Annotated in this window: 20 protein-coding genes and 1 pseudogene; 15 read left to right on the forward strand and 6 right to left on the reverse strand. The window is 35.1% G+C overall.

The annotated features are described in order from the left end of the window. Positions 1–32: 32 nt before the first annotated feature. Genes gerKC through gerKA form a run of 3 tightly spaced genes read right to left on the reverse strand, consistent with a single transcriptional unit; the run spans position 33 to position 3727 of the window. Positions 33–1157, reverse strand: a complete 1125-nt coding sequence (gene gerKC / locus DPQ31_RS03385) for a spore germination protein GerKC (protein ID WP_000474021.1) — start codon at positions 1155–1157, stop codon at positions 33–35. Continuing rightward, on the reverse strand, positions 1138–2244 hold the full coding sequence (locus tag DPQ31_RS03390; protein ID WP_098210280.1) for a GerAB/ArcD/ProY family transporter: 1107 nt from the start codon (positions 2242–2244) through the stop codon (positions 1138–1140). The genes gerKC and DPQ31_RS03390 overlap by 20 nt, the downstream gene beginning before the upstream one ends. After that, on the reverse strand, positions 2225–3727 hold the full coding sequence (gene gerKA, locus DPQ31_RS03395) for a spore germination protein GerKA (RefSeq protein ID WP_087969018.1): 1503 nt from the start codon (positions 3725–3727) through the stop codon (positions 2225–2227). Before gerKA ends, DPQ31_RS03390 begins: the two co-directional genes overlap by 20 nt. Positions 3728–4133: 406 nt before the next feature. Here gerKA and DPQ31_RS03400 point away from each other — a divergent pair, with 406 nt between their 5' ends. The 14 genes and pseudogenes from DPQ31_RS03400 to DPQ31_RS03465 all read left to right on the forward strand — a co-directional run bounded on the left by DPQ31_RS03400 (position 4134) and on the right by DPQ31_RS03465 (position 21966). Beyond that, entirely contained in the window at positions 4134–5966 is a 1833-nt protein-coding gene (locus tag DPQ31_RS03400; protein ID WP_098711023.1) for a GAF domain-containing sensor histidine kinase, read from the forward strand. A 1-nt stretch (position 5967) separates the two neighbouring features. Continuing rightward, positions 5968–6609 (forward strand): response regulator, encoded by a 642-nt coding sequence (locus DPQ31_RS03405; protein WP_000590661.1) that lies wholly within the window; start codon positions 5968–5970, stop codon positions 6607–6609. Positions 6610–7008: 399 nt separating this feature from the next. Continuing rightward, entirely contained in the window at positions 7009–11250 is a 4242-nt protein-coding gene (locus DPQ31_RS03410) for a S8 family serine peptidase (protein ID WP_208731546.1), read from the forward strand. Positions 11251–11502: 252 nt separating this feature from the next. Continuing rightward, entirely contained in the window at positions 11503–12102 is a 600-nt protein-coding gene (locus DPQ31_RS03415) for a TasA family protein (protein WP_208731547.1), read from the forward strand. A gap of 216 nt (positions 12103–12318) precedes the next feature. Then, the gene (locus tag DPQ31_RS03420) at positions 12319–13290 is read left to right on the forward strand and encodes a phosphotransferase enzyme family protein (protein ID WP_208731548.1); all 972 of its coding nucleotides are present in this window, start codon (positions 12319–12321) and stop codon (positions 13288–13290) included. 159 nt (positions 13291–13449) lie between these two features. Beyond that, the gene (locus DPQ31_RS03425; RefSeq protein WP_000387486.1) at positions 13450–14910 is read left to right on the forward strand and encodes an alanine/glycine:cation symporter family protein; all 1461 of its coding nucleotides are present in this window, start codon (positions 13450–13452) and stop codon (positions 14908–14910) included. Positions 14911–15048: 138 nt separating this feature from the next. Further along, on the forward strand, positions 15049–15777 hold the full coding sequence (locus DPQ31_RS03430) for an amino acid ABC transporter ATP-binding protein (protein WP_167545147.1): 729 nt from the start codon (positions 15049–15051) through the stop codon (positions 15775–15777). Between the two features lie 12 nt (positions 15778–15789). Next, positions 15790–16620 carry a glutamine ABC transporter substrate-binding protein GlnH gene (gene glnH / locus DPQ31_RS03435; RefSeq protein WP_087949307.1) on the forward strand — a complete coding sequence of 277 codons (831 nt, stop codon included), beginning with the start codon at positions 15790–15792 and terminating at the stop codon, positions 16618–16620. A gap of 87 nt (positions 16621–16707) precedes the next feature. Continuing rightward, on the forward strand, positions 16708–17364 hold the full coding sequence (locus DPQ31_RS03440; RefSeq protein ID WP_016107533.1) for an amino acid ABC transporter permease: 657 nt from the start codon (positions 16708–16710) through the stop codon (positions 17362–17364). Further along, on the forward strand, positions 17365–18009 hold the full coding sequence (locus DPQ31_RS03445) for an amino acid ABC transporter permease (protein ID WP_000345979.1): 645 nt from the start codon (positions 17365–17367) through the stop codon (positions 18007–18009). Positions 18010–18214: 205 nt separating this feature from the next. Next, positions 18215–19642: an amino acid permease gene (locus DPQ31_RS03450; RefSeq protein WP_001187119.1), complete on the forward strand. Its 1428-nt coding sequence runs from the start codon at positions 18215–18217 to the stop codon at positions 19640–19642. Then, positions 19617–19994, forward strand: coding sequence for an OsmC family protein (locus tag DPQ31_RS03455; protein ID WP_000778838.1), 378 nt, complete (start codon positions 19617–19619; stop codon positions 19992–19994). Before DPQ31_RS03450 ends, DPQ31_RS03455 begins: the two co-directional genes overlap by 26 nt. A gap of 173 nt (positions 19995–20167) precedes the next feature. Beyond that, positions 20168–20725 (forward strand): RNA polymerase sigma factor, encoded by a 558-nt coding sequence (locus DPQ31_RS03460; protein WP_208731549.1) that lies wholly within the window; start codon positions 20168–20170, stop codon positions 20723–20725. After that, positions 20691–21966 (forward strand): annotated as a pseudogene (locus DPQ31_RS03465) (DUF4367 domain-containing protein). The gene DPQ31_RS03460 and the pseudogene DPQ31_RS03465 overlap by 35 nt, the downstream one beginning before the upstream one ends. Positions 21967–22017: 51 nt before the next feature. Here the strand turns inward: DPQ31_RS03465 and DPQ31_RS03470 are convergent. After that, complete coding sequence (locus DPQ31_RS03470) at positions 22018–22959, reverse strand: helix-turn-helix transcriptional regulator (protein ID WP_097959039.1); 942 nt, start codon at positions 22957–22959, stop codon at positions 22018–22020. A gap of 106 nt (positions 22960–23065) precedes the next feature. On the opposite strand from DPQ31_RS03470, the gene DPQ31_RS03475 reads away from it, so the two are divergent. Further along, positions 23066–23590 carry a dihydrofolate reductase family protein gene (locus DPQ31_RS03475; RefSeq protein ID WP_098911603.1) on the forward strand — a complete coding sequence of 175 codons (525 nt, stop codon included), beginning with the start codon at positions 23066–23068 and terminating at the stop codon, positions 23588–23590. A 17-nt stretch (positions 23591–23607) separates the two neighbouring features. On the opposite strand, the gene DPQ31_RS03480 is transcribed toward DPQ31_RS03475, so the two are convergent. Together DPQ31_RS03480 and DPQ31_RS03485 are read right to left on the reverse strand one after the other, a co-directional pair. After that, positions 23608–24999, reverse strand: coding sequence for a sensor histidine kinase (locus DPQ31_RS03480; RefSeq protein ID WP_087969029.1), 1392 nt, complete (start codon positions 24997–24999; stop codon positions 23608–23610). Continuing rightward, positions 24996–25688, reverse strand: coding sequence for a response regulator transcription factor (locus DPQ31_RS03485; protein ID WP_098911604.1), 693 nt, complete (start codon positions 25686–25688; stop codon positions 24996–24998). The genes DPQ31_RS03480 and DPQ31_RS03485 overlap by 4 nt, the downstream gene beginning before the upstream one ends. Between the last annotated feature and the right edge of the window lie 68 nt (positions 25689–25756).

Raw genomic sequence — 25756 nt, forward strand, 5'->3', positions numbered from 1 at the left:
AAGGTTGTATGCCCACGCGGCATACAACCTTTTTATTTTAAGACACCACTATACAAAATATTTACGTCTACTTCTGGTTTGAATTTTACTTTTGCATAATCTTTATTCCAATTTTTTTTCTTCCATAAGTCAGGATGATATGCGATAAGATGTCTTCCAATACCGAAAGCATCACAATTTGCTTTTTGTAGTTTGTTTGTTATTTTTTTCGCTTCTTTCGTAAGTTGTTTCGATAAGTCTTTATTTAGTTTTTTTCGTTCTCCCATTTTATAAATATTATCTCTTGGGGCTTCAAGTGCTATTACTTTTAGTTGGAGCTTAATGTGAGCATAAACATTTCCTTTTTTATCTGTTGTTATTTTTAAGTCTCGTTTTAACTTTCGATTGCTAATTTCCATTGTTAAATAATCAGATGTTTTCTCTGATTCATCGCTAGTAAGTTTTTGGGTTATACGAGCGCTTGTTCCCATTTTTCCGGTTAATAATACGAATAAAACAGATTGTTTCAAAGGTAAATGCCCAGTTAATTTATCATTGTTAAATAAAGCTAACCCGTTTGTAATTACTTCTTTTCCTTTTATTTTTATAGAAGGGAGGGTAAAGTCTTTACCGGGATCTAACATTTTTGTAGCAGCTGTTTCTAAAGTTTCTTTTGGAAATACACTCATATCTTCTAAGCTTTTCACTTTTTTCTTTAGAAAATCTCCAATTAGTAAATTTCCTACTTTCTTTTTTTCTAGTATCTCGGATGTTTCACCCTCTACTGCAATAAGTTTTACTAAAGCAGTTGGGTTTGTGGGGTCCCGAAAGCTGACATCTAAATAGGGTAGTATACCCTTTTTTAGAATTTTGGTTCCTAGTAATTGAACACCATATTTGAAGTAGCGAATATTACCAGTCACATTTTTTTTTAGGGCATCGCTTGTATCCCGTATGTTATACCCGTTTGCTGAATGTATTTCATTCTCGAATGAAGATTGCTCTCCGCTTGAACTTTTTACGAGTTCAAGCGTTTGCTGTAGTTTATTCTCTTCCGTAATATCATATCCAATACTATAAGCTAATCTCGCTTCTCTTAATGGTTCTTGATCCCAACAGCCAGAAAGGAATGAACTAGTACATAATATAAAAAATAATTTAACCCTTTTTTTGAACATACTGTTCTCCTTTCTTCTTTCTTATTACTGAATAAAGTAGAAATAAAAGAGGGAGGACTACGATGAAAATATAGGTGAACTTATCAGTGAAAGTTGAAATTACTTTTAATTCTTCAGGTGTATCTATAAATAAGGCTACACTAAACGCAATAATTCCAACGATTGGAACAGCTTGTTTATGATTAGCAAGATTGAATATATGTCCAATTCCGATAGAAGCAGCGCAATAATAACTAGCAATAGAAGCTACAACTGTTATCATCCAAATTGGTATGAATAGTAAATCAGTTCGGTCTATAATCCCGATATGTAAAGAGCGCAATAAGTAAGCAACTGGTTCTGGAATAAGCTCAACTTGCTTTGGACTAAATACGATAAAGCAAATCCAAACAGTAAAAGTATAAAAGAGAGTCACAAATCCATTAGCGATAGAAATTGCCTTTAGTTTTGCCACAGCAGTCCCATTTACTTTTGGGAAAGCGATAAGAATAATTTCAAAACCATACATAGCTGTAATTGTTTCTTTGGATGCTTGAATAATATTCCACCATCCAGCTTCTGTAATGGGAAAAATATAAGAAAAGTCAGCCCGTGAGAGTCCAAGTCCAATTAACAGTGCCATTGGGAAAATAAGAATAGAAGCCATGACATAAAACCGTACGATGACTTTAAATGTGTTATAGGCTACATAGCAACAAGCTATTGTAAATAGTATGAGAATGGCAGACCAAGGAGTTGCTTGTAATATCCAAACTTTAATGACATTACAAGCATTTAACATAACCGTCATACCGATAAGGGTAAAATAAAAAACATAAGCAAAACCTAATAGTTTTCCAAATTTATTACCAAATAGCATACAAACACTTTCATACATATCAGCATCAGGAAATCGTTTTAAGAAAAGCCACATAAGTAAAATGATAAGTTGAATGGCAAGCCCAGCGATGAGAACAGAAATCCAGCCACCACCTTTCGCTATCGGGTGAAGACGATTTGGTAGAGAAAGGATACCAACCCCGATTTGGCATTGAATAACGAAAAAAGTAAATTGAACAAGTGAAATTTTACTTTGCGTGTTTGTCACCGTTCTCATCCTCTCTCGTTACATGTTGTCGTTGCATTTTTTTCGGCTTTGGATCATGAGGTCGTTCCCAAAATGACCAAATTGGGAATCTTACAAAAGAATCTTTCATATCTTTTATCCGCATTGGGGCAATGGGAGAAAGATATGGTGTATGAAATGAATGTAACTGACATAAATGAACGAAAGTTATAATTAGACCGAATGATATTCCGACATATCCGAATATAGCAGCAAGAATCATTAATGGAAAACGAAGGATGCGAACTGCTGAACTCATATCGTTTGATGGAACGAGAAAAGATGAGATTGCAGTTAAAGCTACAACGATGATCATCGTATAAGAAACAAGTCCGGCTTTTACAATCGCATCACCAATGACTAAACCACCTACAATACCGATTGTTTGTCCAACGCGGCTCGGCAGACGAATACCAGCTTCCCGTAATAACTCGAAAATTAACTCCATTAAGAGAGCCTCAAAAATGGGGGGAAGTGGTACTTTTTCTAATGAAGCTTTAATTGTATAAACGAGTTCGAGTGGCAACACATCAGGATGAAAAGCAACTGTTGCGATATATATAGCTGGTAAGAGAAAGGCAATTAAAAAACTCACTAAGCGAATCATTCGGACGAAAGAACCGACAATCCAGCGATTATTATAATCATCAGGTGATTGATAGAAAGCGAATAACGTAACAGGTACGATGAGCGCTGTTGGGTCTCCGTCAGATAAAATAGCAACTCGTCCTTCCATTAAATTAGCGGCGGTTCTATCTGGGCGTTCTGTATTTAATTGCTGCGGAAAGGGTGAGAAAGATGTATCTTCTATAAATTCCTGTATGTAGCCTGGTGGCATGAGTGCGTCTGTCTTAATCATTTCCAATCTTCTTTTTACTTCTGCAACGAGATCGTCATTAGCTATATTTTGAATATAAGCAATTGCTACTTTCGTGTGCATTTCTTCACCAAGTGTGAAATATTTAACGACGACATTTGGGCTTTTTATGAGTTTACGAATAGAAGCTAAATTGGTTGCTAAATCTTCTACAAAACCGGTATGTGGTCCACGTACAATGCCTTCATTATCCGGCTCTGTTATATCTCTTTTTAAAGATAGAGCTGTTTCGAAAATACAAAAACTATCGACATGTTCATGAAAATATAATGATTTTCCTTGTAATAAAAGCTGCACCCCATAATTTAAATTCGTTTCTTTTTTCATATTTAATGTGGAAAAAGCTTTATCTAAAGATAAATCCGACCGCGTTAATAATGGCTCAAGAGCTAATTGATGAATTAAATTTGGATCTGCTAAAGATTCGATATATATAATCGTTCCTTTTCCGTTTTGAAAAGGGATATCTAATTTTTTTATATCATCTGAATGACAGAGTTTATTTTCAATGTAATTAATATTTTCCGGAAGCGATGGAAACATATGCTTTTGATTTTCACTCTTTTGTTGTTCTTTTTGCTCTGTCATAATTTCCACCTCTTTTAGAATAAAGTCGCTTCTGTTAATTTTTGCTTTTTGTGAGAAATTTATGCTTGTATTATTTGAAAATAAGTAGCTTGAAAGTTACGTTACGTCATCTTTTAAACTAAAGAAAATGAGAAGTAGGGGATGGAAAGAAAGTATATATTAGATTAGCGGTGTTGATATAAATCTTTTGTACTATAGAGGATAAGCCTAGCGGTATAAATAATTACATCATTCGATGAATAGGAAATTTATGAAAGGCAATTTATACTATTAGTATTGTGTCTTGCCTTTTTAGGTGCAGTACACAGCCGGTGATTGGCTAGTGGAGGTTCTTCCATTTTGCCAGTGCCGGTTTTTTATTGGATAATAGAGAAAATAAAGTTCTATAAAGAAAGAAGGGGTTGTTTTGAAAGCTGTAAATTCTATCTTTATGAGAGAAAAGATTGCTAGTTCTTATCTTTATTTTATTTCTTTTCTTGGTTTGATTACTATAACTATATCTTTACTTGAAATTAAAATCCCTTCTCATCCAACAATACTAATATTGTTATTAATATTTATGGGGATTGCAGAGTATTTTCCTGTACGATTTTGGAGAGGGACTAGCTCGCTTACCTTTCCGATAATTTACGCTATGAGTTGGCAGTTTGGAATCCATATAACTATTATTTCTATTGTACTCGTTACGCTAATTATTCACCTGCACCGTCGTTCACCGATACAAAGAATGTTATTTAATAGTACTCAGCATGCACTTAGTTTAATCTTGGCCGAATGGTTTTCAAACAAATGTATGTCCTTATTAATTAACAAAATAGATATATCAGTTCTGTATGGAAATTTAATATCTTTGTTATTATTTTGCGTGTTTTTTTGTTTTTTCAACAATCGTTTTTACGATTTGTTAATGATACTCCTTCCGCAGCCATATTCAATCTATCAGTGGTATAAAAAAACTGTAACGGTATTTCTTTGCGAAACTTTTGGTTTTTCTTATGCGGCACTGATGCACGTATTAATTAGTACATATAGTGTGGAAGTAAATGAGATTACAGTACTGTTTTTCTTTTTTCCACTTGTAGCAACTTCCGTTATTAGTTCTTTTTCTGTACGGATAAGGATGGAGAAGGAACGATTATATGAGTTATTTCTTATTACGACCGAAATTAGTCGAGGATTAACCGGAGGAAACTTGAAACATATTAAACAAGCACTTAAAGGTTTTTTTGGCATACAAGCATATGTAATATGGACAAAAGATGATGGGAACTGGAATATTCTATTAAAAGATGGGAAAGTCCGCCTAGATGTATCTGATGATTCAGAAAAGTATGGGGCGTTTGAGGAACTTTCTAAAAATCTTGTATTTAATGATTGGAAAATTGGTACGGCTCCTGGAGATGAAATATTTGATAATGTTATACGCTCACTTGTATATTTTCCTCTTATAGTAAATGATGAATTAGTCGGAATGTTTGTTGCAGGGAAAAGTAGAAATGCGGGTTTCTTTCCGGAAGATGTACAGTCGTTAGCTACATTTTCTAACCAATTAGCTAACGTTGTTAAAACAAGGATATTGATTTCTGAACAGGAAAAAAGAATGATCTTAGAAGAAAGAAATAGAATCGCCCGTGAAATTCACGATGGTATTGCGCAAACATTAGCCGGGGTGATATTCCAACTAGAATCCGCGCAGAAAAAATACCGTGATAAACCAAAAGATATGCAGCAAATAGTAGAGAAAAGTATAAAAGATTTAAGAGGAAGCTTAGGAGAAGTTCGCTATTCTATTTATGCTTTAAAACCATATCCGACACAACAATTAGGGCTAAAGCAGGCGATAGCAAGTAAAATAAAATCTTTAAAACAAGAATATGAACTAGATATTACATATCATGAAAGAGGTCATGCACGTGCGCTTAGCTTTTCAAAAGAAAGGGTTATTTTTGATACATTACAAGAGAGTTTGCAAAACATTGTAAAACATGCACAAGCAGACAAGACTGATGTTTTACTTAGCTATCAAAGTGAGCACGTGCTTTTAAGGGTTAAGGATAATGGGATTGGCTTTTCACTATTTGAGTCTATGGTTAAAACGAAGAATGAACCACATTATGGTATATTACATATGAATGAACAAGCTGAACAATTAGGGGCTACTTTACAGATTGATAGTTCTGTAGGGAAAGGGACAAAAATTACACTATTAATTCCAGATTCACAAACAAGGGGTGCGTAAAATGATTAAAATATTAGTAGTGGATGATCATGCTTTTTTACGAGACGCAATTCGGAACATACTAGAGGATGAATCTGATATGAAAGTGGTTGGAGAAGCTAGCTCTGGGGACGGAGTATTGGGAAAAGTAGAAGAATGCAGACCAGATTGTATTTTGATGGATATTAATCTTCCGGGGAAAAATGGGATTGAAGCTACAGAGTTGGTGAAAAAAAATTATCCGAATTGCCGAGTACTTGTGTTTACAATGTATGAGCATGATGAATATTTAATGGATGCACTCCAGGCTGGTGCTGATGGTTATTTATTGAAAGATTCATCATCGGAGCAGGTAGTAGCAGCAATTCGGATGTTATATCGAGGGGATTCAGTTATTCATCCGCGTATGACTAAAAAATTAATTACATATCATCAGCAAAAAATGAAATTAGAATCAAATGAAAATGAACTGACGGAACGTGAAAAGGAAATTCTTTTTGAATTAGTAAAGGGACTTAGTAATAAAGAAATCGCTGAAGCTCTATATATTAGTGATAAAACAGTTAAAATTCACATCAATAAAATTTTTAAAAAACTAAATGTGAAAAGTCGATCGCAAGCGGTGATTTATGCTGTTCGAAATCAATTGGTTCCGTTGGATTAAATAGGAAATGTTTAAAAGAACTATCATGTTTATTTATTCTTTATTACAAAGAATAAAGAGCAAGATAGTTCTTTTGTACTATGTAGGTATAGAATCATTAGAAAAAAGATACTCCTTTTGTTCAATTTTCAGAAAAGTCAGAACGTGAAATAATAAATATAGAATTATATTTTAATCCTATTAATAATTCATTTTATGAAAATTTTTTATTGAAAATAAATGATGGGGGGCTTTTATAGAGAGTAAAGTAAGTGATTAGCTATATAGGGATGGTAGTAGTGTTGAAAATTCTTAATGATGCAAAATAAAAGTTTAAGATTAATAGAATTTTCAATGCTAAATGGGAGCTTAAGAATCAATTTGGTTAGAAAAATAATTTTAATAGTGGGGAGATGCAATATGAAACGAGGGAAATTTGGAAAGGTTCTTATTGGAACACTAACAGTTGGAATGTTATTGTCCCAAGGAATTCCATATAACGTATTAGCTGAAGAGGTAAATACATCTAATTTAACTGGAATTGATGATGTAAATGCTATCTTGAAAGGTCTTACAAAGGAACAACGTAATGCTTTGAAAACGTTAGATACAAAACCGGGTTTTGTTATTTCACCAGGTATCAATACAGCAAGTCCTAATAATGTGAATGTGATTATAGAATTTAAGCAAGCACCTAGTAAGATTGAGGTGTTAAAACAAGCGGCTAAAGGGAAAAAGTTAGCTCTTTCAAATGCGGAACAAAAGGTAGAGGCATCCCATAAAGGATTTAAAGCAGAGCTTGAACAGCTTCAAAAGAATAAAGATAAAGGGAAGAATTTTAAATCTGCCAAAATAACAAGAGAATATAAGAGTGCTTTTAATGGTGTGGCGATTTCGTTGCCTGCGAATATGATTGAAGACTTAGTTCGCACTGGTATTGTTAAGCGCGTATGGGAAGATCATGAGGTTAAAATTGATTTACCGAAAGAAACAGCTAAGGCGGCTGTTGAACCAAAAATGGCAGATAGCGTACCACAAATTGGTGTGGACAAGCTGCATGCTGAAAAAATAACAGGTAAAGGAATTAAGGTGGGTGTACTGGACACAGGTATTGATTACAACCACCCGGATTTGAAAGATGCATATAAAGGATATCGTGCAAAACAAGGTGAAGATCCAAGTAAAATAGATCCGAACTCAATAAAAGGATGGGATTTTGTTAATAATGATGCTGATCCAATGGAGACAACGTATAAGGATTGGCAAAATTCTGGGGGATATCCTGAAATTTATGATGGAAGTGCATATTATACATCCCATGGAACTCATGTAGCTGGGACAATCGCTGCAGACAAAAAGAATAATGTTGATTACGCGGTTACGGGAGTCGCTCCAGATGTAGACTTATATTCATATCGCGTATTAGGTCCGTATGGAAGCGGACAAACAAGCGGTATTCTTGCTGCAATTGATAAAGCAGTAAAAGACGATATGGATGTTATCAATTTATCATTAGGTGCGTCTATTAATGATCCTTTATATCCTACTTCTGTCGCAGTGAACAATGCGATGTTGGCTGGTGTTGTTACAGTAGTAGCAGCTGGTAATAGTGGTCCGGAAGAAGGTACCATTGGATCACCTAGTGCAGCAGCACTTCCGATTACAGTTGGAGCCAGTGACGCTGCAATGACTATCCCGACGTTCTCCGTCGATGCAGGTGATTTACATGTGGATAAGATGATGCTACTTGGAAAAAGCTTTACTGATAAGATTGAAGATTTGAAAGGTCAATCCTTATCGGTTGTATATGCAGGACTTGGGAAAACAGATGATTTTACAGGGAAAGATGTAAAAGGAAAGTTAGCTCTTATTCAACGCGGTGAGCTTACATTTGATGAAAAAATTAAAAACGCTAAGGAAGCAGGCGCAAAGGCGGTAATTGTATACAACAATGTAGATGGGGAAATTACAAGTTATCTTGGAGAAAGTACTTCATCTATTCCATCGTTCCGCTTAACAAAAGTAGATGGTGAGAAATTGCAAGCAAAAGCTGTACAAGGAGATGTGTCGTTAGCATTTGGAGAACTTAGTAATATAAAAACAGAGGGAGATCACTTAGCTGATTTCAGCTCCCGCGGTCCTGCAACTAAGACGGATGATATTAAGCCGGATATTGTAGCGCCAGGTGTGTCTATTTTCTCAACTGTTCCTGAATATATTAATGATCCAAAAGATGGAGAAAATTATCCGGTAGCGTATGGGCGTATGTCAGGTACATCTATGGCAACTCCTCATACTGCAGGGGTAGCGGCACTCATTTTACAAGAACATCCAAACTATAATCCATTTGAAGTAAAAGAGGCACTTATGAATACCGCAGTTGACTTAAAAGAAGAGCGTTCTGTATTTGAGGTGGGCTCAGGACGAATTGATGCATATCGTGCAGTTCATGCAGATACATCTATCGAGGTTGTCGATAAAACATCAAACGTTGTAGATGATGAAGAAGTAGAAATTGAAGAAAAAACAGGCTCTATTGCATTTGGGTATAAAAATCAACTTGAAAATGGACCTATTAAAGATAGTCGAAAAGTCTTAATTAAGAACAGCAGTAAAACTGATGGGAAAGAGTTTAAATTGGAAGTAGAGTTTTCACCTACAAGTGTAGGTGTGCAAGATGCAGCGAAGAATGGTGTGAAGCTAAACGTAAAAGATTCTATCAAATTAGCTTCTGGTACATCAGAGGAAATTAGCCCTGAAATTATGATTCCAGAAAACGCTGAATTTGGTAGATATGAGGGATATATTCATATTTCAAATAAAAACAATGAAAAAGAAGTATATCAAGTACCATTTGCAGTTAAATTCACAGAAAAAGGGATTGCGTCTGTAGATTTACTGAGAGATGCAATGGCAACAGATGCATCTAAATTCCATCCATTTATGGAAAGACCAAGTTCGCCTTTGACATTTAAATTAAATAGTCCTCTTGAAACCATTGATGCAGTTGTGAAGGACCGAAAGACAGGGAAGGCATTAGGAGTCGTTGGTACACTTAATGCAAGTAGTCTAACACCGAATGTTGAATATATGATGTTTTCTGGTATGGGAGGGTATGTACTTCCATTCACAGGAGATCCAGCTCATCCAATTGGGGATAAACCTGTTATGTTGCCTGATGGAGATTACGAATTGAACTTTGTTGGATATGATAAAGAAGGTAAATCGTATACAAAAGGCGATAACATTATTATTGATAATGTTATACCTGAAATGAAATTTATGGATGTACAACCTGGTATACACGAAGTCAATGATTCTATGTTTAAAGAAGAAGACGGCCAGCGTGCATTATGGGTGCATGGTAATATTTATGATTCTACAGTAGATGCATTAAAAGCAAAAGGCTTGCAGTATGATCAAAAAGCGAATCAAATTGTATATTATCAAAACTCAGCCTTCCCATCAGGTTGGTTGAATACAATTCAAGCAAATGGTGATTTTAAATTTGGAGTACTTCCAGAGGAAATAAATGAGCCGTTAAATTTAAAATTATTTGGATATGACCTCGCAACTGCAGGGAATATGGCAACGGGATTTAAAGATTACGTCTTTATAAAAGAAGGGACAGAATATGCTGTTCCAAGCTATGACAAAGATAAAATAAAATTGGGCGAAAAAATTACGTTAACTTTGAGCCTCAATAATGTAAGGCAACTTATGACAGGTACATTTGAAATTCCTTATAACAAGCAGCTATTTAAATTTATAGATGTGAAACCAAATTCAGCACTTACGGAATATGCAAAACAACATGGATTAAACTTGAAAGTAGAAGATCCGGCTATAAATACAGAAGAAACTTGGGAAAACAAGGTGAAAGTTGGCGCGTCATTGGAAGGAAAAGAATTTAAAGGACTAGATGGAGATACACCATTTTTAGATGTTACATTTGAAATGACAAGCGATGAATATTTTAATGATGTAACTGCATTTGGAGTAGATAAATTCTCTTACACAAAAGCTGGTACATCAGAAGGTATTGAAATTCCTGTGTTTAAGGATAAATCCTTCTCTATTATTTCGAAGCATTCAATGATTACAGGATATATTGGGCCAGAAGCATTTTTACATGGAGAGGGATATTTAGGTAAGAATGATTATACAAAATTAGGAGTAAAAGTGTACGCAGTTGGCAAGGATGGAAAGAAATATACAGGAACGGTTAGCGATAATGGACAATTTGAAATTCATAATGTTCCTGTAAGCGATAAGGAATACGATATTTTCGTAGAAATGCCAGGTCATTTAAATAGTAAACTGACAACCAAAATAGGGAAAATGCAAGACGGAGAATTAGTGGGACAAAACTTTAGAGCTGATATGGATGATAACCTTGCAGGTGATGTAAACGGCGATAAAATGGTAGATATTCAAGATGCTAGAATAGCAGCTTTATCGTATGGAAAAGGAAAAGTATCTGTAAAAGATGGAGATATAAATCAAGATGGTGTTGTAGATGAAACAGATATTCGTTTTATTGAGAAAAACTTCTTGAAAAAGGGTCCAGATGCTAAAGAAAATCAGAAACCGAAAGAAAATGTAGGGCCAGTGACGTTAGAGAAAATCTTACGCTCGATTGGTTTAGAGCCAAAAAAATAAGGGGATACACTTCTAAGGGAAACTAAACGATAAAGCAATGAACACAGAAAAAATGGTTTTTGCTAACAACGAACCGGTAATGATTCACTGTAACATTACCGGTTATTTAAAAAATAGCTATTTGAGTACATGAAGAAAATAGTTTAAAGCTAGTTTGCTTTCGTTATGGGGCAAGGTAGTTGCTTAATTAATATTGTTTGTGGGATGAAAATAAGGTTGTTGTTTGAACTTTAAAATAGGGGGGCTTGTGAAATGAGTATTAAGAAAAAACTTGGTATGGGTGTTGTAACTGCAGCACTTGGTCTATCTTTAATTGGTGGGGGAACATATGCGTATTTTAGTGATAAAGAAGTATCACAAAACGCGTTTGCAGCGGGTACTTTAGATTTGAGTGTTAATCCTGAAGTTGTTATTAATGTCGACAATATTAAACCGGGTGATGAAATGGAGCGCGGTTTTCAATTAGTTAACAAAGGAACCTTAGCGATAGGAGACGTGAAACTTCTTACAGATTATAGTGTTATTGATGCTAAAGGAGATAATGGAAATGCTGATTTTGGTGATCATATCCGTGTTGATTTCTTATGGAATTTGGATAAAAATGAGGTTCCAATTTGGTCTACTACATTATCTGAGTTAAAGGTAGCTACGCAAAATGGAAGTATTCCTGATCTTGTACAAAAAGGTGTTGTAGACCGGGAAGGAAATGGACTTGCTCCTGGTGATGATGATACTTTCTATGTAATGTTCACATTTGTAGATAATGAGGAAGAACAAAATGTATTTCAAGGAGATTCATTGAAATTAAATTGGACCTTCAATTCAATGCAGACAAACGGTGAAGAGAAATAAAGATAAATGTTATATATAAGAATGAATTGATGAAGAATTGAGAAATAGTATTTTTAATAGTGTAAAGGTTGATTTAGTGAATCAACCTTTTTTGTTTTTAGATTTCTTTATGTGTAGAGATTGCATTTTTATAGTGGGCATAACGGTACTTTTCACATTCATAGCAGTACTTCTAACATTTATGTCGAATTAAGAAGATATATAGGAGGGATACATATGGAAATAGCTGTAGAACGAGTTTTTACAAAGGAGATTTTAACAAGAGCTGCAAGTTTGTTTCATGTAACGGTGGAAGAAAAGCCACTTGGAGATTTTGAAAATTACATTTTTAAGGCGAAGGGTGATAGTGATGAAGATTACGTATTACGTTTAACGCATTCTTCCCATCGTTCTAAAAAAGAGGTAGAGGCTGAACTAGATTTTTTACGATATGTTGCGGAGAACGGTGCAAAGGTAGCGGGACCTCTTTACTCAACATCTCAAAATCTTGTAGAAGAAATTGTAGTAGAGGATGGAACTTTCTTTTTTGCTTCCTTATTTACATACGCAAAAGGTGAGCAAGTAAAAGGAGAAGGATCGCCATATTGGGGAAATGCTTACTTTGAAGTGTGGGGAAAAGCGATTGGACAATTGCACCGCCTTACAATGAATTACCCTAAAACTGACTACCGTGATACGTGGGAAGAGGATGAAAGTAGTATTGTTAATGAATTAGAAGATGAGAACGTGAAAGAAATTGCAGCTGTATTAATGGAGGAAATAAATGCTCTTCCAATTGAAAGAGAAACATTCGGCCTTATGCATGGTGATATTCATCCAGGCAATTTTCACTATGATGGAAAAGAGTTAACAATCTTTGATTTTGATGATGCGGCCTATAATTACTTCATTCATGATTTGGCAATGGTTCTTTATTACTCTGTTCTTTTTACACCGTGGACAGTGGAAGAAAAGACGACATTCGCTCGTAAACAGTTACAAGTGTTAAGAAAAGGGTACGAATATGAGCACAGGCTGGCGGATAGTTGGTATGAATCGTTACCGTTATTTTTACGTTTACGTGATATAGGTTTGTATGGCACGCTCCAAAAGAAATTTAAAGGGAAAGATATGCCAGATCATTTCAGAGAATTAGCTGAACAACTCTATGAAAGAATTATAAAAAGAGAAGCGATTGTGAATATATAATACATTCATGTGAAAACAAAGTATATAAAATAAATATATACTTTGTTTTTTTATACAAAAATATGTTTATTTTATTAAAATAATATTGTTATAGATTCGGTATGCACGTATAATTTTATGTATATTCTGAATATTCTTTATAAATGAGGAGGGGGAATGTTGGAAGCTATCGTAAGTTGGATCAATAATATTGTTTGGAGTCCAGCACTTGTTTATTTATGTTTAGGAGCAGGTTTATATTTTTCCATTCGAACGAGGTTTTTACAAGTAAGGCATGTAGGAGAAATGGTGAAGCTTACATTTCAAGGAGAAAAATCGGATGCTGGTGTTTCTTCGTTCCAGGCGTTAGCACTTTCATTATCAGGGCGCGTTGGAACAGGAAATATTGCGGGTGTTGCAACGGCTGTTGCATTTGGTGGTCCAGGAGCTGTCTTTTGGATGTGGGCGGTAGCTTTTCTAGGAGCAGGTTCTGCTTATGTAGAATCAACACTTGCACAAATATATAAGACGAAGCATCAAGGACAATTCCGTGGTGGTCCAGCTTATTACATTGAAAAAGGGCTAGGAGTTAAATGGTATGCATTAGTATTCGTTGCAGCAACAATTCTTGCAACGGGGATGCTGTTACCGGGTGTTCAGGCGAATAGTATTGCTGTAAGTTTGGAAACAGCTTTCGGTATTAATACTTCTGTATCTGGAGCGGTATTAGTAGCGGCATTAGCGCTTATTATTTTTGGTGGAGTTAAGCGGATTGTTAACGTAGCACAAGTTGTAGTGCCGTTTATGGCGCTTGGTTATATTTTAGTAGCTTGTGTAATTGTAGCTATGAATATTGAAAAGTTACCAGATGCTTTCATGTTAATTTTAAAAAGTGCATTTGCATTAGAAGCAGCTTTTGGTGGGATTATTGGTTTAGCAATCTCTTGGGGAGTAAAACGTGGTATTTATTCCAATGAAGCAGGGCAAGGAACTGGGGCACATGCGGCGGCAGCTGCTGAAGTATCACACCCAGCTAAACAAGGGTTAGTACAAGCATTTTCCGTTTACATTGATACATTATTCGTCTGTTCAGCAACAGCATTTATGATGATTATTACAGGCATGTATAACGTATTTGATGCAAGCGGAAAAAACTTTATCGTCAATAAATTAAACGGTGCACAGCCGGGTCCTGGTTATACACAGGCAGCAGTAGAATCTGTTTTCCCTGGATTTGGAAACGGTTTCGTCGCAATCTCGCTATTATTCTTTGCATTTACAACAATTATGGCGTATTACTACATTGCAGAAACGAATATTGCATACTTAAATCGTGATAAAGACCGTCCTTGGATGTCCATCGTACTAAAGTTTGTATTCTTAGGAGTCGTATTCTATGGTTGTGTAAAAACAGCTGCAACAGCGTGGGCTTTAGGTGACATCGGTGTAGGAATTATGGCATGGGTTAACATTATCGCGATTTTACTACTACAAAAACCAGCATTGATCGCCTTAAAAGACTATGAAAAGCAGAAAAAAGAAGGGAAAGATCCAGTATTTGATCCGCAGGAATTAGGAATTAAAAATGCTGATTTCTGGGAGCATGAATATGGGAAAGATAAAAAAGAAGAAGTATCTTAATAGGATAGGAACGAAGGAGCAAAGGGAACGACCTTTGCTCTTTTTTTATGGACAAAATGAAGCTGAAAGTTATTTTTTTGCCTATTTTTGAATATAAAAAGAATGTACATGCTTTGTTAGAGGAAGGGGGGGAGTATGGTGATTGAGTTTCGTAATGTAAATAAATATTATGGTGACTTTCAAGTTTTAAAAGATATTAATCTGCAAGTACAAAAGGGTGAAGTGGTAGTAGTTGTTGGACCTTCAGGGTCAGGGAAAAGTACATTGCTTCGGTGTATAAATCAATTAGAGACAATTACAGATGGAGAATTAATTGTACAAAATACAGAGGTACACAATAAGAAAACGGATATGAATGAATTACGCCGAGATATCGGGATGGTCTTTCAACATTTTTATTTATATCCACATAAAACGGTTCTTCAAAATATTACACTAGCGCCTATTAAAGTAAATAAAGTTTCAAAAGAGGAAGCTGAGAAAACAGCGATGTTTTATTTAGAGAAAGTAGGAATCCCGGAAAAGGCTAATGTATACCCGCATCAATTATCCGGAGGTCAACAGCAAAGGGTAGCGATTGCTAGGGGACTTGCGATGCAGCCTGAAATTATGCTATTTGATGAGCCTACGTCTGCTCTTGATCCGGAGATGATTGGAGAAGTGCTTGACGTTATGAAAACGCTAGCTAAAGAAGGAATGACGATGGTCGTCGTCACGCATGAAATGGGATTTGCACGTGAGGTAGCAGATCGGATTTTATTTATGGATGATGGTCAAATTATCGAAGATACAACACCAGTACAATTTTTTGCGAATCCTGAACAAGAAAGAGCTCGTCTATTTTTAAGCCGAGTGTTAAATCATTAAAGGAGGAATTTCATGCTTAAAATGAAAAAGTTGTTTACTTTAATTGTATTTTCATGTTTATTCGTACTCGTTGTCGCTGGGTGCGGAAGTAAAAAAGATGATGTGAAAGAAACGAATACGAAGCAAGGCGGGGCCATTGAACAAATTAAGAAGCGTGGAAAATTAGTAGTTGGAGTGAAGAATGATACGAATTTATTTGGATTGAAAAATCCTTCAACAGGGCAAGTAGAAGGATTTGATGTTGATGTCGCAAAGGCACTTGCGAAAAAAATTCTTGGTGATGAAAAGAAACTAGAGCTGAAAGAGGTAACGTCTAAAACACGTATTCCAATGTTGAAGAATGGTGATATTGATGCAATTATTGCGACAATGACAATTACGGAAGAACGCAAAAAAGAAGTAGATTTTTCAGATGTATATTTTAAAGCGGGACAATCGTTACTTGTGAAAAAAGGAAGTAATATTAAGAGCATTGATGATATAAAACAAGGCGTTAAAGTGTTAGCGGTAAAAGGCTCAACATCTACAAATAACATTCGTCAAAAGTCACCAGAAGCGACTGTATTAGAATTTGAAAATTATAGTGAGGCATTTACAGCGTTAAAAGCAGGTAAAGGCGATGTTTTAACGACAGATAATGCGATTCTTTACGGAATGGCAAAACAAGATTCGAATTATGAAGTTGTAGGGAAAATTTTTACGGATGAACCGTACGGAATTGCAATACAAAAAGGTGCAGATGATTTAACGAAAGAGATTAATAACTTACTAAAAGATATGAAGACGAGTGGAGAGTACGACAAATTATATGAAAAATGGATCGGTCAAAAACAAGAGAAGTAAAGTGAAACTTTATTTCTCGTGATAAATAGTAAGAGTGAGAGGATGAGAGTACTCATCCTCTTCTTGTAAAGAAAGAGGGGAGAATATGTGCCTGATTTTTCTATATTAACGAATAACATTGATATGTATTTAGAAGGATTTAAATATACGGTTATGTCTAGTGTAATCGCATTAATAGGTAGTTTTATTTTAGGGGTAATTTTGGCGGTAATGCGTATTGCACCGATTCGTATTTTAAATTGGGTGGGGTCCGCTTTTGTAGAGTTTGTAAGAAATATTCCACTCGTATTAATTGCATTTATATTTTATTTCGCTTTACCTGTAATAGGAATTACTTTAAATGGTTTTGTAGCAGGAACACTTACGCTTACCGTATATACTGCAGCGTTTATTGCGGAAGTAATTCGCGCTGGCATTTTATCAGTGGCAAAAGGGCAAATGGAGGCTGCGCGTTCTTCAGGATTAACGTATGTGCAAGGAATGTATTATATCGTCTTACCCCAAGCTATGAAAATTGTAATCCCCCCTTTAGGAAACCAATTTCTCAATTTAGTTAAAAACTCCTCAATACTTGGAATTATTGCTGGTGCTGATTTAATGTATCAAGGAGATTTAATTTCAACGAAGACATTTGTTACGTTCGATGTGTATATATTTGTCGGGATGTTTTATTTAATATTAACAATTCCGCTCAGTATGCTAGTGCGTTATTTAGAAAAACGCTTGGCAAAGGAGGCGGTATAAATGGATTTTAAAGGAGCAATAACAGGTGATCATATCCTCTTTTTGTTAAAAGGATTACTTATAACGTTAGAGGTAGCGCTCGTAGCAATTGTACTTAGCTTTATTATTGGTAGTGTAATAGGAATATTGCGCTATACGAAAATACCTGTCGTTTCACAAATATTAGGAGTTATCGTGGAAGTGATTCGAAATTTACCGCTACTTTTAATTATATTTTTTACGTATTTTGCACTTCCAGAAGCGGGATTGAAGTTAGAAATTATAACAGCTACAATTGTTGCTTTAACAATATTTGAAGCGGCAATGATATCTGAAATTGTTCGAAGCGGTCTATTATCTATCGAAAAAGGGCAGATTGAGGCTGCAAGGTCTTCAGGGTTAACGTATGTGCAAGCGCTTTGGCATATTATTTTGCCGCAAGCATTAAGAAGAATGGTCCCCCCGCTTGTTAGTCAGTTTATTTCATTGCTAAAAGATACGTCGCTCGCAGTTGTTATATCATTGCCAGAGCTTATGCATAATGCTCAAATTATTAGCGGGCAAAATGTAAATTATATGATTCCGACTTTTATAGTAGTGGCTTGTATGTATTTTATAGTGAATTATAGTTTATCAATTTTATCGAGAAGATTAGAGCTTCGTTAACTCTTACAATATATGTAAGGGTTTTTTCCTTGTTTCTCCTTATTTTCCTCTAAATAGTATCTAAATCTTGCAATAATTCGATTTTTTATATTATTTTATCAGAAAAGTGTTAATTTTATATAGAAATTGTAATCGCTTTCGTGTATATTTTTATTATCAGAAAATTTTAAAAAGAGATAGGGGTACTTGTAGGGGGAGGATTAAGATGCAGCAACCAACAAATGAGAAATTACATCGTACGATGAAGAGTAGACATTTATTTATGATCGCACTTGGTGGTGTAATCGGAACTGGTTTTTTTCTAGGTTCAGGTTACACTATTAATCAGGCTGGACCAGGGGGGGCCATCCTTTCATATTTAGTGGGCGGATTTATTATGTATTTAACAATGCTTTGTCTTGGAGAACTAACGGTAGCAATGCCAGTTTCAGGGTCTTTCCAAAAGTATGCGACGAAGTTTATTGGACCAGGAACAGGCTTTATGATCGGCTGGCTATATTGGCTTGGCTGGGCAGTAACAGTAGGACTGGAATTAACATCGATCGGTTTAATGATGAAAAGATGGTTTCCAACTGTTGATGTTTGGGTATGGTGTCTCGTATTCGGAGTTATTTTATATGCTTCAAACGCTATCTCAGCGAAAAGTTACGCTGAATTAGAGTTTTGGTTCTCTAGTATTAAAGTAGTTACAATTATTGCATTCGTTCTACTTGGTGGTAGTGCATTACTAGGATTTTTACCATACGACGGAAAAGAAGCGGCACCTCTTTTCTCTAACTTCGTAAGCGATGGCGGGTTATTCCCGAATGGACTAGCTGCCGTATTACTTACAATGATTACGGTTAACTTCTCATTCCAAGGAACAGAGTTAATCGGGATTGCAGCAGGAGAAAGTAAAGATCCAGAAAAAACAATTCCACGCGCAATTCGTAATACAGTATGGCGCATTATGTTATTCTTCATTTTAACAATGACGATTTTAGTAGGATTAATTTCTTGGAAAGAAGCAGGCGTAATTGAAAGTCCATTCGTAGTTGTATTTGATAAAATCGGTATTCCGTATGCAGCTGATATTATGAACTTCGTTATTATTACTGCTTTATTATCTGTAGCGAATTCAGGATTATATGCAGCAACGCGTATATTATGGTCACTTGCAAATGAAGGAATGGCACCAACTTCTTTCAAGAAAGTAAATAAACGTGGTATTCCAATTACAGCGCTAGTCGTAACGATTGCGGTAGCTGGATTATCTCTATTCACAAGTTTCCTTGCAGAAGATACAGTGTACATGTACTTATTATCGATAGCTGGTTTATCGGCTGTTTCAAGTTGGATCATTATTGCGCTATCGCAACTTCGTTTTAGAAGTCAGTATATAAAAGGCGGAGGGAAATTAGAGGACTTAAAGTATAGAACACCACTATACCCGATTGTTCCAATTTTAGCTTTAATTACAAATAGCATCGTTGTTATTAGTTTAGCGTTTATTCCTGAACAAAGAATGGCGTTATATTGTGGTATTCCATTTATCATTTTCTGCTACATATATTATTATATGAGTAAGAAACGGAAGAAACCGATGAAAGTGGAGATGGAAAAAACAAATGAAACTAACAATCAAACACGATGATATAGAAGCAGATTTATCGTACGGTCAATTAGCGATTGGAAAAGAAAATGGGTATTCACCGTTACAATTACTCGTTTCTTCTATCGCAGGGTGTAGTGCAATTGTCTTTCGAACAATTTTAGAAAAGAAACGTATTACATATGATACGTTTACAATTGAGACTGAAATTGGTAGAAGTGAAGCATTATCAAAACCAGTTGAAAGTGTTCATTTACATTATAAAATTAAAGCAGAAAACATTACAGAAGAGCAGTTGGACAAGGCGTTACAGCTTGCAGTGAAAAATTGTACGATTGTTCAATCTGTAAAAGATAGTATAAAGGTTACGGAAACGATTGAACTAATCAAGTGAAACATAAAATGGAACAGTCAGGAAAATTCCAATAAACAAAAGCCCAATTTCTCAGTTACAATAGAGAAATTGGGCTTTTGTTTATTCTATTATTAAATTTTATCTATAAAAAGATTTTGCAGTGTCACAAAGTATATCGCTCATTCGTTATATAGAATGAGAGGAGGAATTATATGAAAGTTACAAACAACGATTATGAAAAGATGGAAGAGCTATACGAGTTGTACGAACAAAAAGTTTATTATGTAGCGTATTCTATTTTAAATAATCTTCAGCAGGCTGAAGATGCAGTTCAAGAGACGTTTATTACTCTTTATAAGAACTTGGAAAAGCTCCATAGCTTGAACACTCAAGAGCTTAAACGCTACACTTTGAGGGTCGCGAAAAATAAGGCGATTGATAGTTACCGGAAAAATAAACGACATGAAACATTTTTAGAAGAATATGAAAGAGAATCAATAGAAGCAGTAGATGAAAATATTGAAGAGTGGGAAAAACGTCTAATGTCCGAGGTTCAAATTGATACATTGCTAAAAGAGTTAAATGAATCGAACAGACAGGTGTTTAAGTACAAAGTCTTCTATAACTTAACGTATCAAGAAATTTCAAGTGTAATGGGGATAACGGAGGCAAATGTCCGTAAGCAGTTTGAACGCGCTCGAAAACGAGTTCAAAATATGATAGGAGGTATACAACATGACGAATTCAAAGAACTCCAAAGAAATATATGAACTTGCTGAAAAAATTGCTTTAGATGATTTTGATAAACTCGAAGAACAGCATGAATTTTCACATACATATACGCGCAAAAAGAAATTGTTTATGGAGGAAATGCAGCTGAAAGATGGACAACCGCAGAAAAAGCGTAAAAAACATCGTATGTTAATCGCTGCTGCTTGCTTATTGATTGGCATGCCGACAACCGTTTTTGGGGCAGTGAAAGTTTATAATATGATTGTCCAAAAACAAAATTACGAAGTAAATGTTTCAGTAACAAATAAGGATTCGAAAAAGAGTGATAAGTGGTATAAGTTGAAGATTGGTAAATTGCCAGAAAATATGGAAGCAATTGATGACAGTGCTATGAAATATTCATTTAAAGATAACTACGCAATGGGGGGATTTTCATTCGCTCTTCGGAGGGTAGGGGAAAATACAGATTTTCAAACTCTGTATTCGAAAAGTTACGAAGAAAAAGAGATAAATGGTAGGAAAGCAGTAATTGTCCATAAAGAAACAGGAAACAACAATGTAATGTTTGACAGAAAGGTCTTTCTCTTTTTTGAGAAAGAAGGGATTATGTTAGAGAGTTATATTGGATCCGATATAAACGAAGAACAAATGATGGAAGTGTTAGGGAGCATTTCACTTGAGCCTACGTCAAAAGAAAAGGCATCACATATAGTAGAATATGATGAAAATCGTTTTAGCAAAGCAGATGAACCTAAAAAAACTAAGGTGATTCCTTTGAAAAAAGATAGCAAACGACTATTTCATATAGGGCAAAAGGCTCCAGTAACTATAATCATGGATAACAGCCAAATTGAATATGTGATAGAAAAAGTTGAAGTCTTCGATTCAATCAAAGATTTTAAACAAGAAAACTTTAATGAACTTGGCTTAGAAATACTAAGCAAGAATAAGGCTTTAAATCAGATAGGAGAATTGCTACCATACAGACGGGATGAATATAAACTCGGAAATGGTAAAGATTCAATTGATAAACTAGTAGAATCAAAATTAGTTAATCCTAAATTTGTTTACTTAACAACAAAAGTGAAAAATATTGGGAAAAAGTTTTTACAATATTGGCAGTATCCGACCAGGACAAACGGTAAAAGTTAACTTAGGTTATTTTGTAGATGAGGATAAGCTAGATTCAATCTTCCTTGATGCTTTCCGTTACAGTGGGTTTAGTGGGACGGAGAATATGAATGCGAAAAATCGTTGGTGGTTCGATATTCGTCAATAATAAAACAATAGGAATAACTAGACTAAAAAGCTGCTTATATTTAGCAGCTTTTTAGTCTTCATACATATTTAAAATTTCTTTCGCACGTATACGTAAACCATCTATCAATTCTCTCGGTTCTAAAACTCGTGCATCTTTTCCCAGTCTATAAAATAAAGGCGTAATAAAATGGATTTCACCTTTATCAATTGTTGAGTGTATATATCCTGTCCCATCTTCGTTTACTTCAACGAACTCTTCAAGGTAAGGAACGCTTTTACATTGACGTACGCCTTCGGTTGTGAGTAAAACATGTAACTGAGTAGGAATGTTTATTACGTTAGAGTTAGAGGCAAACCATTCTTCTAAATTCATAAAAGTATCTTCGTTTTCTTCCGTGTATAGTATAGAAAGAATACGATCAACACGATACAGTAATACTTTCTGCCTGCTAAAGTCATAGGATGGCAAATACCATAAACCATCGTGAGCATATACACCGATAGGGTGAACGTGTTTTGTTTTTATCCCTGATTTAGATTCGTATTGAAAGTGTAAATTTTTATTTTCAATAGCCGCTGTTAACACTTCTCTTAAAAGTGGTGTATCAATTGTTCTCTTAGGATTCCAAAAGGCGATATAAGAGCGGATTTTATCAACTTTCGCTTTCGCATCGTTTTGAAGAGAGCTATACAGTTTATGAGTAACAGAATTGATTTCTGTATTGAAAGGCAAGTCTCGATAGTAGCTTAAAGATTGAAAAGCAAAAAAGATGGATACGGCTTCTTCTTCGGTAAATAAAATAGGCGGAATGACCCTATTCGTTAATACTTTATATCCTCCGTTACGACCTTGTTCAGCATAAATAGGTAACCCCATATCACTTAAATCTAAAATGTATCTATGAACAGTACGAACGGAAATATTAAATTCATCAGCTATTTCTTGCGCTGTAAATGTTTTTTTCGCAGAAGCAAATATAAGAATATCTAATAAGCGTTTAGCTTTTGACAAATATACCACCTGTTTCTTTTTAATATGACATTAATTGTCATGTTTTACTGTTAGTATATTGCTTACATCATAATTTTATCAAGATGAAACGTAAGGAGGAAAAAATATGTCACGTGAAATTGTTTTATTTATTGCGGCGAGCTTAGATGGATTTATTGCGAAAGAAGATGATGATTTACAGTGGTTAATGGAAACGGAAGGAGAGGGAGACAACGGTTATACAGAAATGTACGAAACGATTGATACAATAATTATGGGAAAAAGAACGTACGATTATGTAGTAGAGCATACGGAAACATTCCCGTATGTAGATAAAAAATGTTATGTTTTTTCTAACTCGGAAAAAGGCTCAAACGAACATGTGGAGTTTGTAAATGAAGATGTAGTAGAGTTTACGAAAAGTTTGAAAGAGCAGGAAGGATCTAAAATATGGATGGTTGGTGGAGGGAGTTTATTAAGAGAGTTCTTTAAGAATAATCTAATTGATGAATATGTTGTCACGATCACACCGCATATATTAGGTTCTGGAGTTCCGTTATTTCAAGACAAGAACCCGGAAATCAATTTAACTTTAACGGATACGAAACGTTTTGGGCAATTTGTAAATCTATATTATAAAGTGAAATCTTAAAGGATAAAGAAACACGACTACTCATAGTAGTCGTGTTTCTTTATAGATGGCAATGAAATTGTAAAACAAGATCCATGATCAACTTCACTTGTGACTGTAATATTCCCGCCGTGTAGTTCTACGATTTCCTTCACGATAGAAAGCCCTAAACCGGTTCCGCCTGTAGCTCGTGTTCTTGCTTTATCAACACGATAAAAGCGGTCGAAAATGTGAGGGAGGTCTTCAGGGGGAATACCTTCACCGTCGTCCTCAATGTTGATGGAAATATGCTTATATTCTTCTGTAACAGAAATGTTGATATGAGAATGCTCTTTTGAATGTCTATAAGCGTTATTTAAAATGTTTATTATAACTTGTTCAAATCGCTGTTCATCTAAGTTGACTAACAGTGTAGGAGGACAAGTGAAAGAAACTTTAATGTGTCTTTCTTTATACATTGCATTTACTTTTTCGGCTATGCGAGTAAGGAAGGTGTGTAATTGTACCTCGTTTACATGAATAGAAAAGTTATGTTGTTCCATTTGAGCGAGTGAAAATAAATCTTGAACTAAGTTCGTAATATAATCAGACTCATCTTTTATAATAGATAAATATCGTAAACGTTGTTCAGGAGGTGTGCTGTCTTTTAAGGCAATGTCAGCGTAACCTCTTACGTATGTTAAAGGTGTACGTAATTCGTGAGCAACACTTGCTAGAAATTCACTTCTTTCCGTTTTCATATAATGTAAATCATTTGCGAGCGTTTGAATAGATTGTGCGAGTTCACCAATTTCATCATTTCGAGTAGTCGTTAATGAAACGGATAAATCACCTTTACTCATTTTTTCAGTGGCATGTTTCATGTGTAACAATGGCTTTGTTAATAAACGGGATAATAGAAAAATGGTGATGACTGTTAGTAGAAATGTGATGATACCGGCAATAATGAATTGTTTTGTTAGCCTATTAACCATCTCTTCAATTGATTCAGTTCCAAGAAACATGTACACATAGCCCTCATGTTTTCCACCTACTACAATGGGGCTAACTGTACAAATATAATTAGATGTTTTCCAATGATTTTCTATAATAGCTCCGTTATGGTCGGTTCGAGTTTGCATTCCACTAATATGATTTTTTATAGTCGTGTTTATTTCGTTAGATTTAGCTAGTACTGCTTTATTTGCATTTGTAATAACAACAGTAGTTTCAGCTTCAGACTCCATTAATGCAACGTGAGAGATTGTTTGTTTATCATAATATTTTTCAAGTACATCTCGATGACTATTTCCTCGTTTTAATAGAGCAGTCATTTCTTCATTCACTCTATTGTTTACAAGACTATAATAGAGCAAAACAAAGAGGACGCTTTCGATTAAAAGTGTAACAATTAAAAAATAAAATCCGAATTGAATAGAAATTCGCTTCATCGTTTCGCTCCTAAATATTCGGTATCAACCCACCTGTAACCTACCCCGTACACAGTTTTTAAATGATGATCAATAGGGAAATTTGCTTTTCGCAATTTATCACGCAAATTACGAATATGTGAATCGACTGTGCGATCTTCGGTATTTGTGTTTAATCCCCAAATTCGTTCAATGAGCTGATCACGGCTTAATACATAATTTACATGGCGTAAAAATAATCCGAGTAAAGAGAATTCGATTGGTGTGAGAAGAAGTTCTTCATTATATACAGAAGCAAAGTGCTTCGTCTCATCCCATAGAATGCCGTGATATTGGATTTGTTTATGTTCATTTGTGCGCCTTAAAACAGCTTCAATTCTTGCGAAAAGTTCCTCTTCATGGAAAGGTTTCGTTACGTAATCATCCGCTCCGAGTTTTAATCCTTGGACGACATCTACTGTTTGATCACGAGCGGTAACCATAATAATAGGAACGTTACTAAATGAGCGGATTTTTTTGCACGTGTCCCATCCGTCCATCTTTGGCATCATAATATCGAGTAAAACAAATTTAAAGTTTCGGTTTTCTATATGTAAAATAGCTTCTTCTCCTGACGTCGCACATACGCAGTTATATCCGATTGGAGTAAGATAAAGCGTTAATAATTCAAGCATTCTCGGTTCATCGTCTACGAGTAGTATATCGACCATAGAGTACCTCCGCATTTTTAGTTATTACTTAAATTGTAAGTCAAAATCATGAAGAAATGGTGCAGATT

Origin of the sequence: Bacillus sp. COPE52 (genome assembly GCF_003355115.1) — a bacterium.
Taxonomy (GTDB): domain Bacteria; phylum Bacillota; class Bacilli; order Bacillales; family Bacillaceae_G; genus Bacillus_A; species Bacillus_A toyonensis.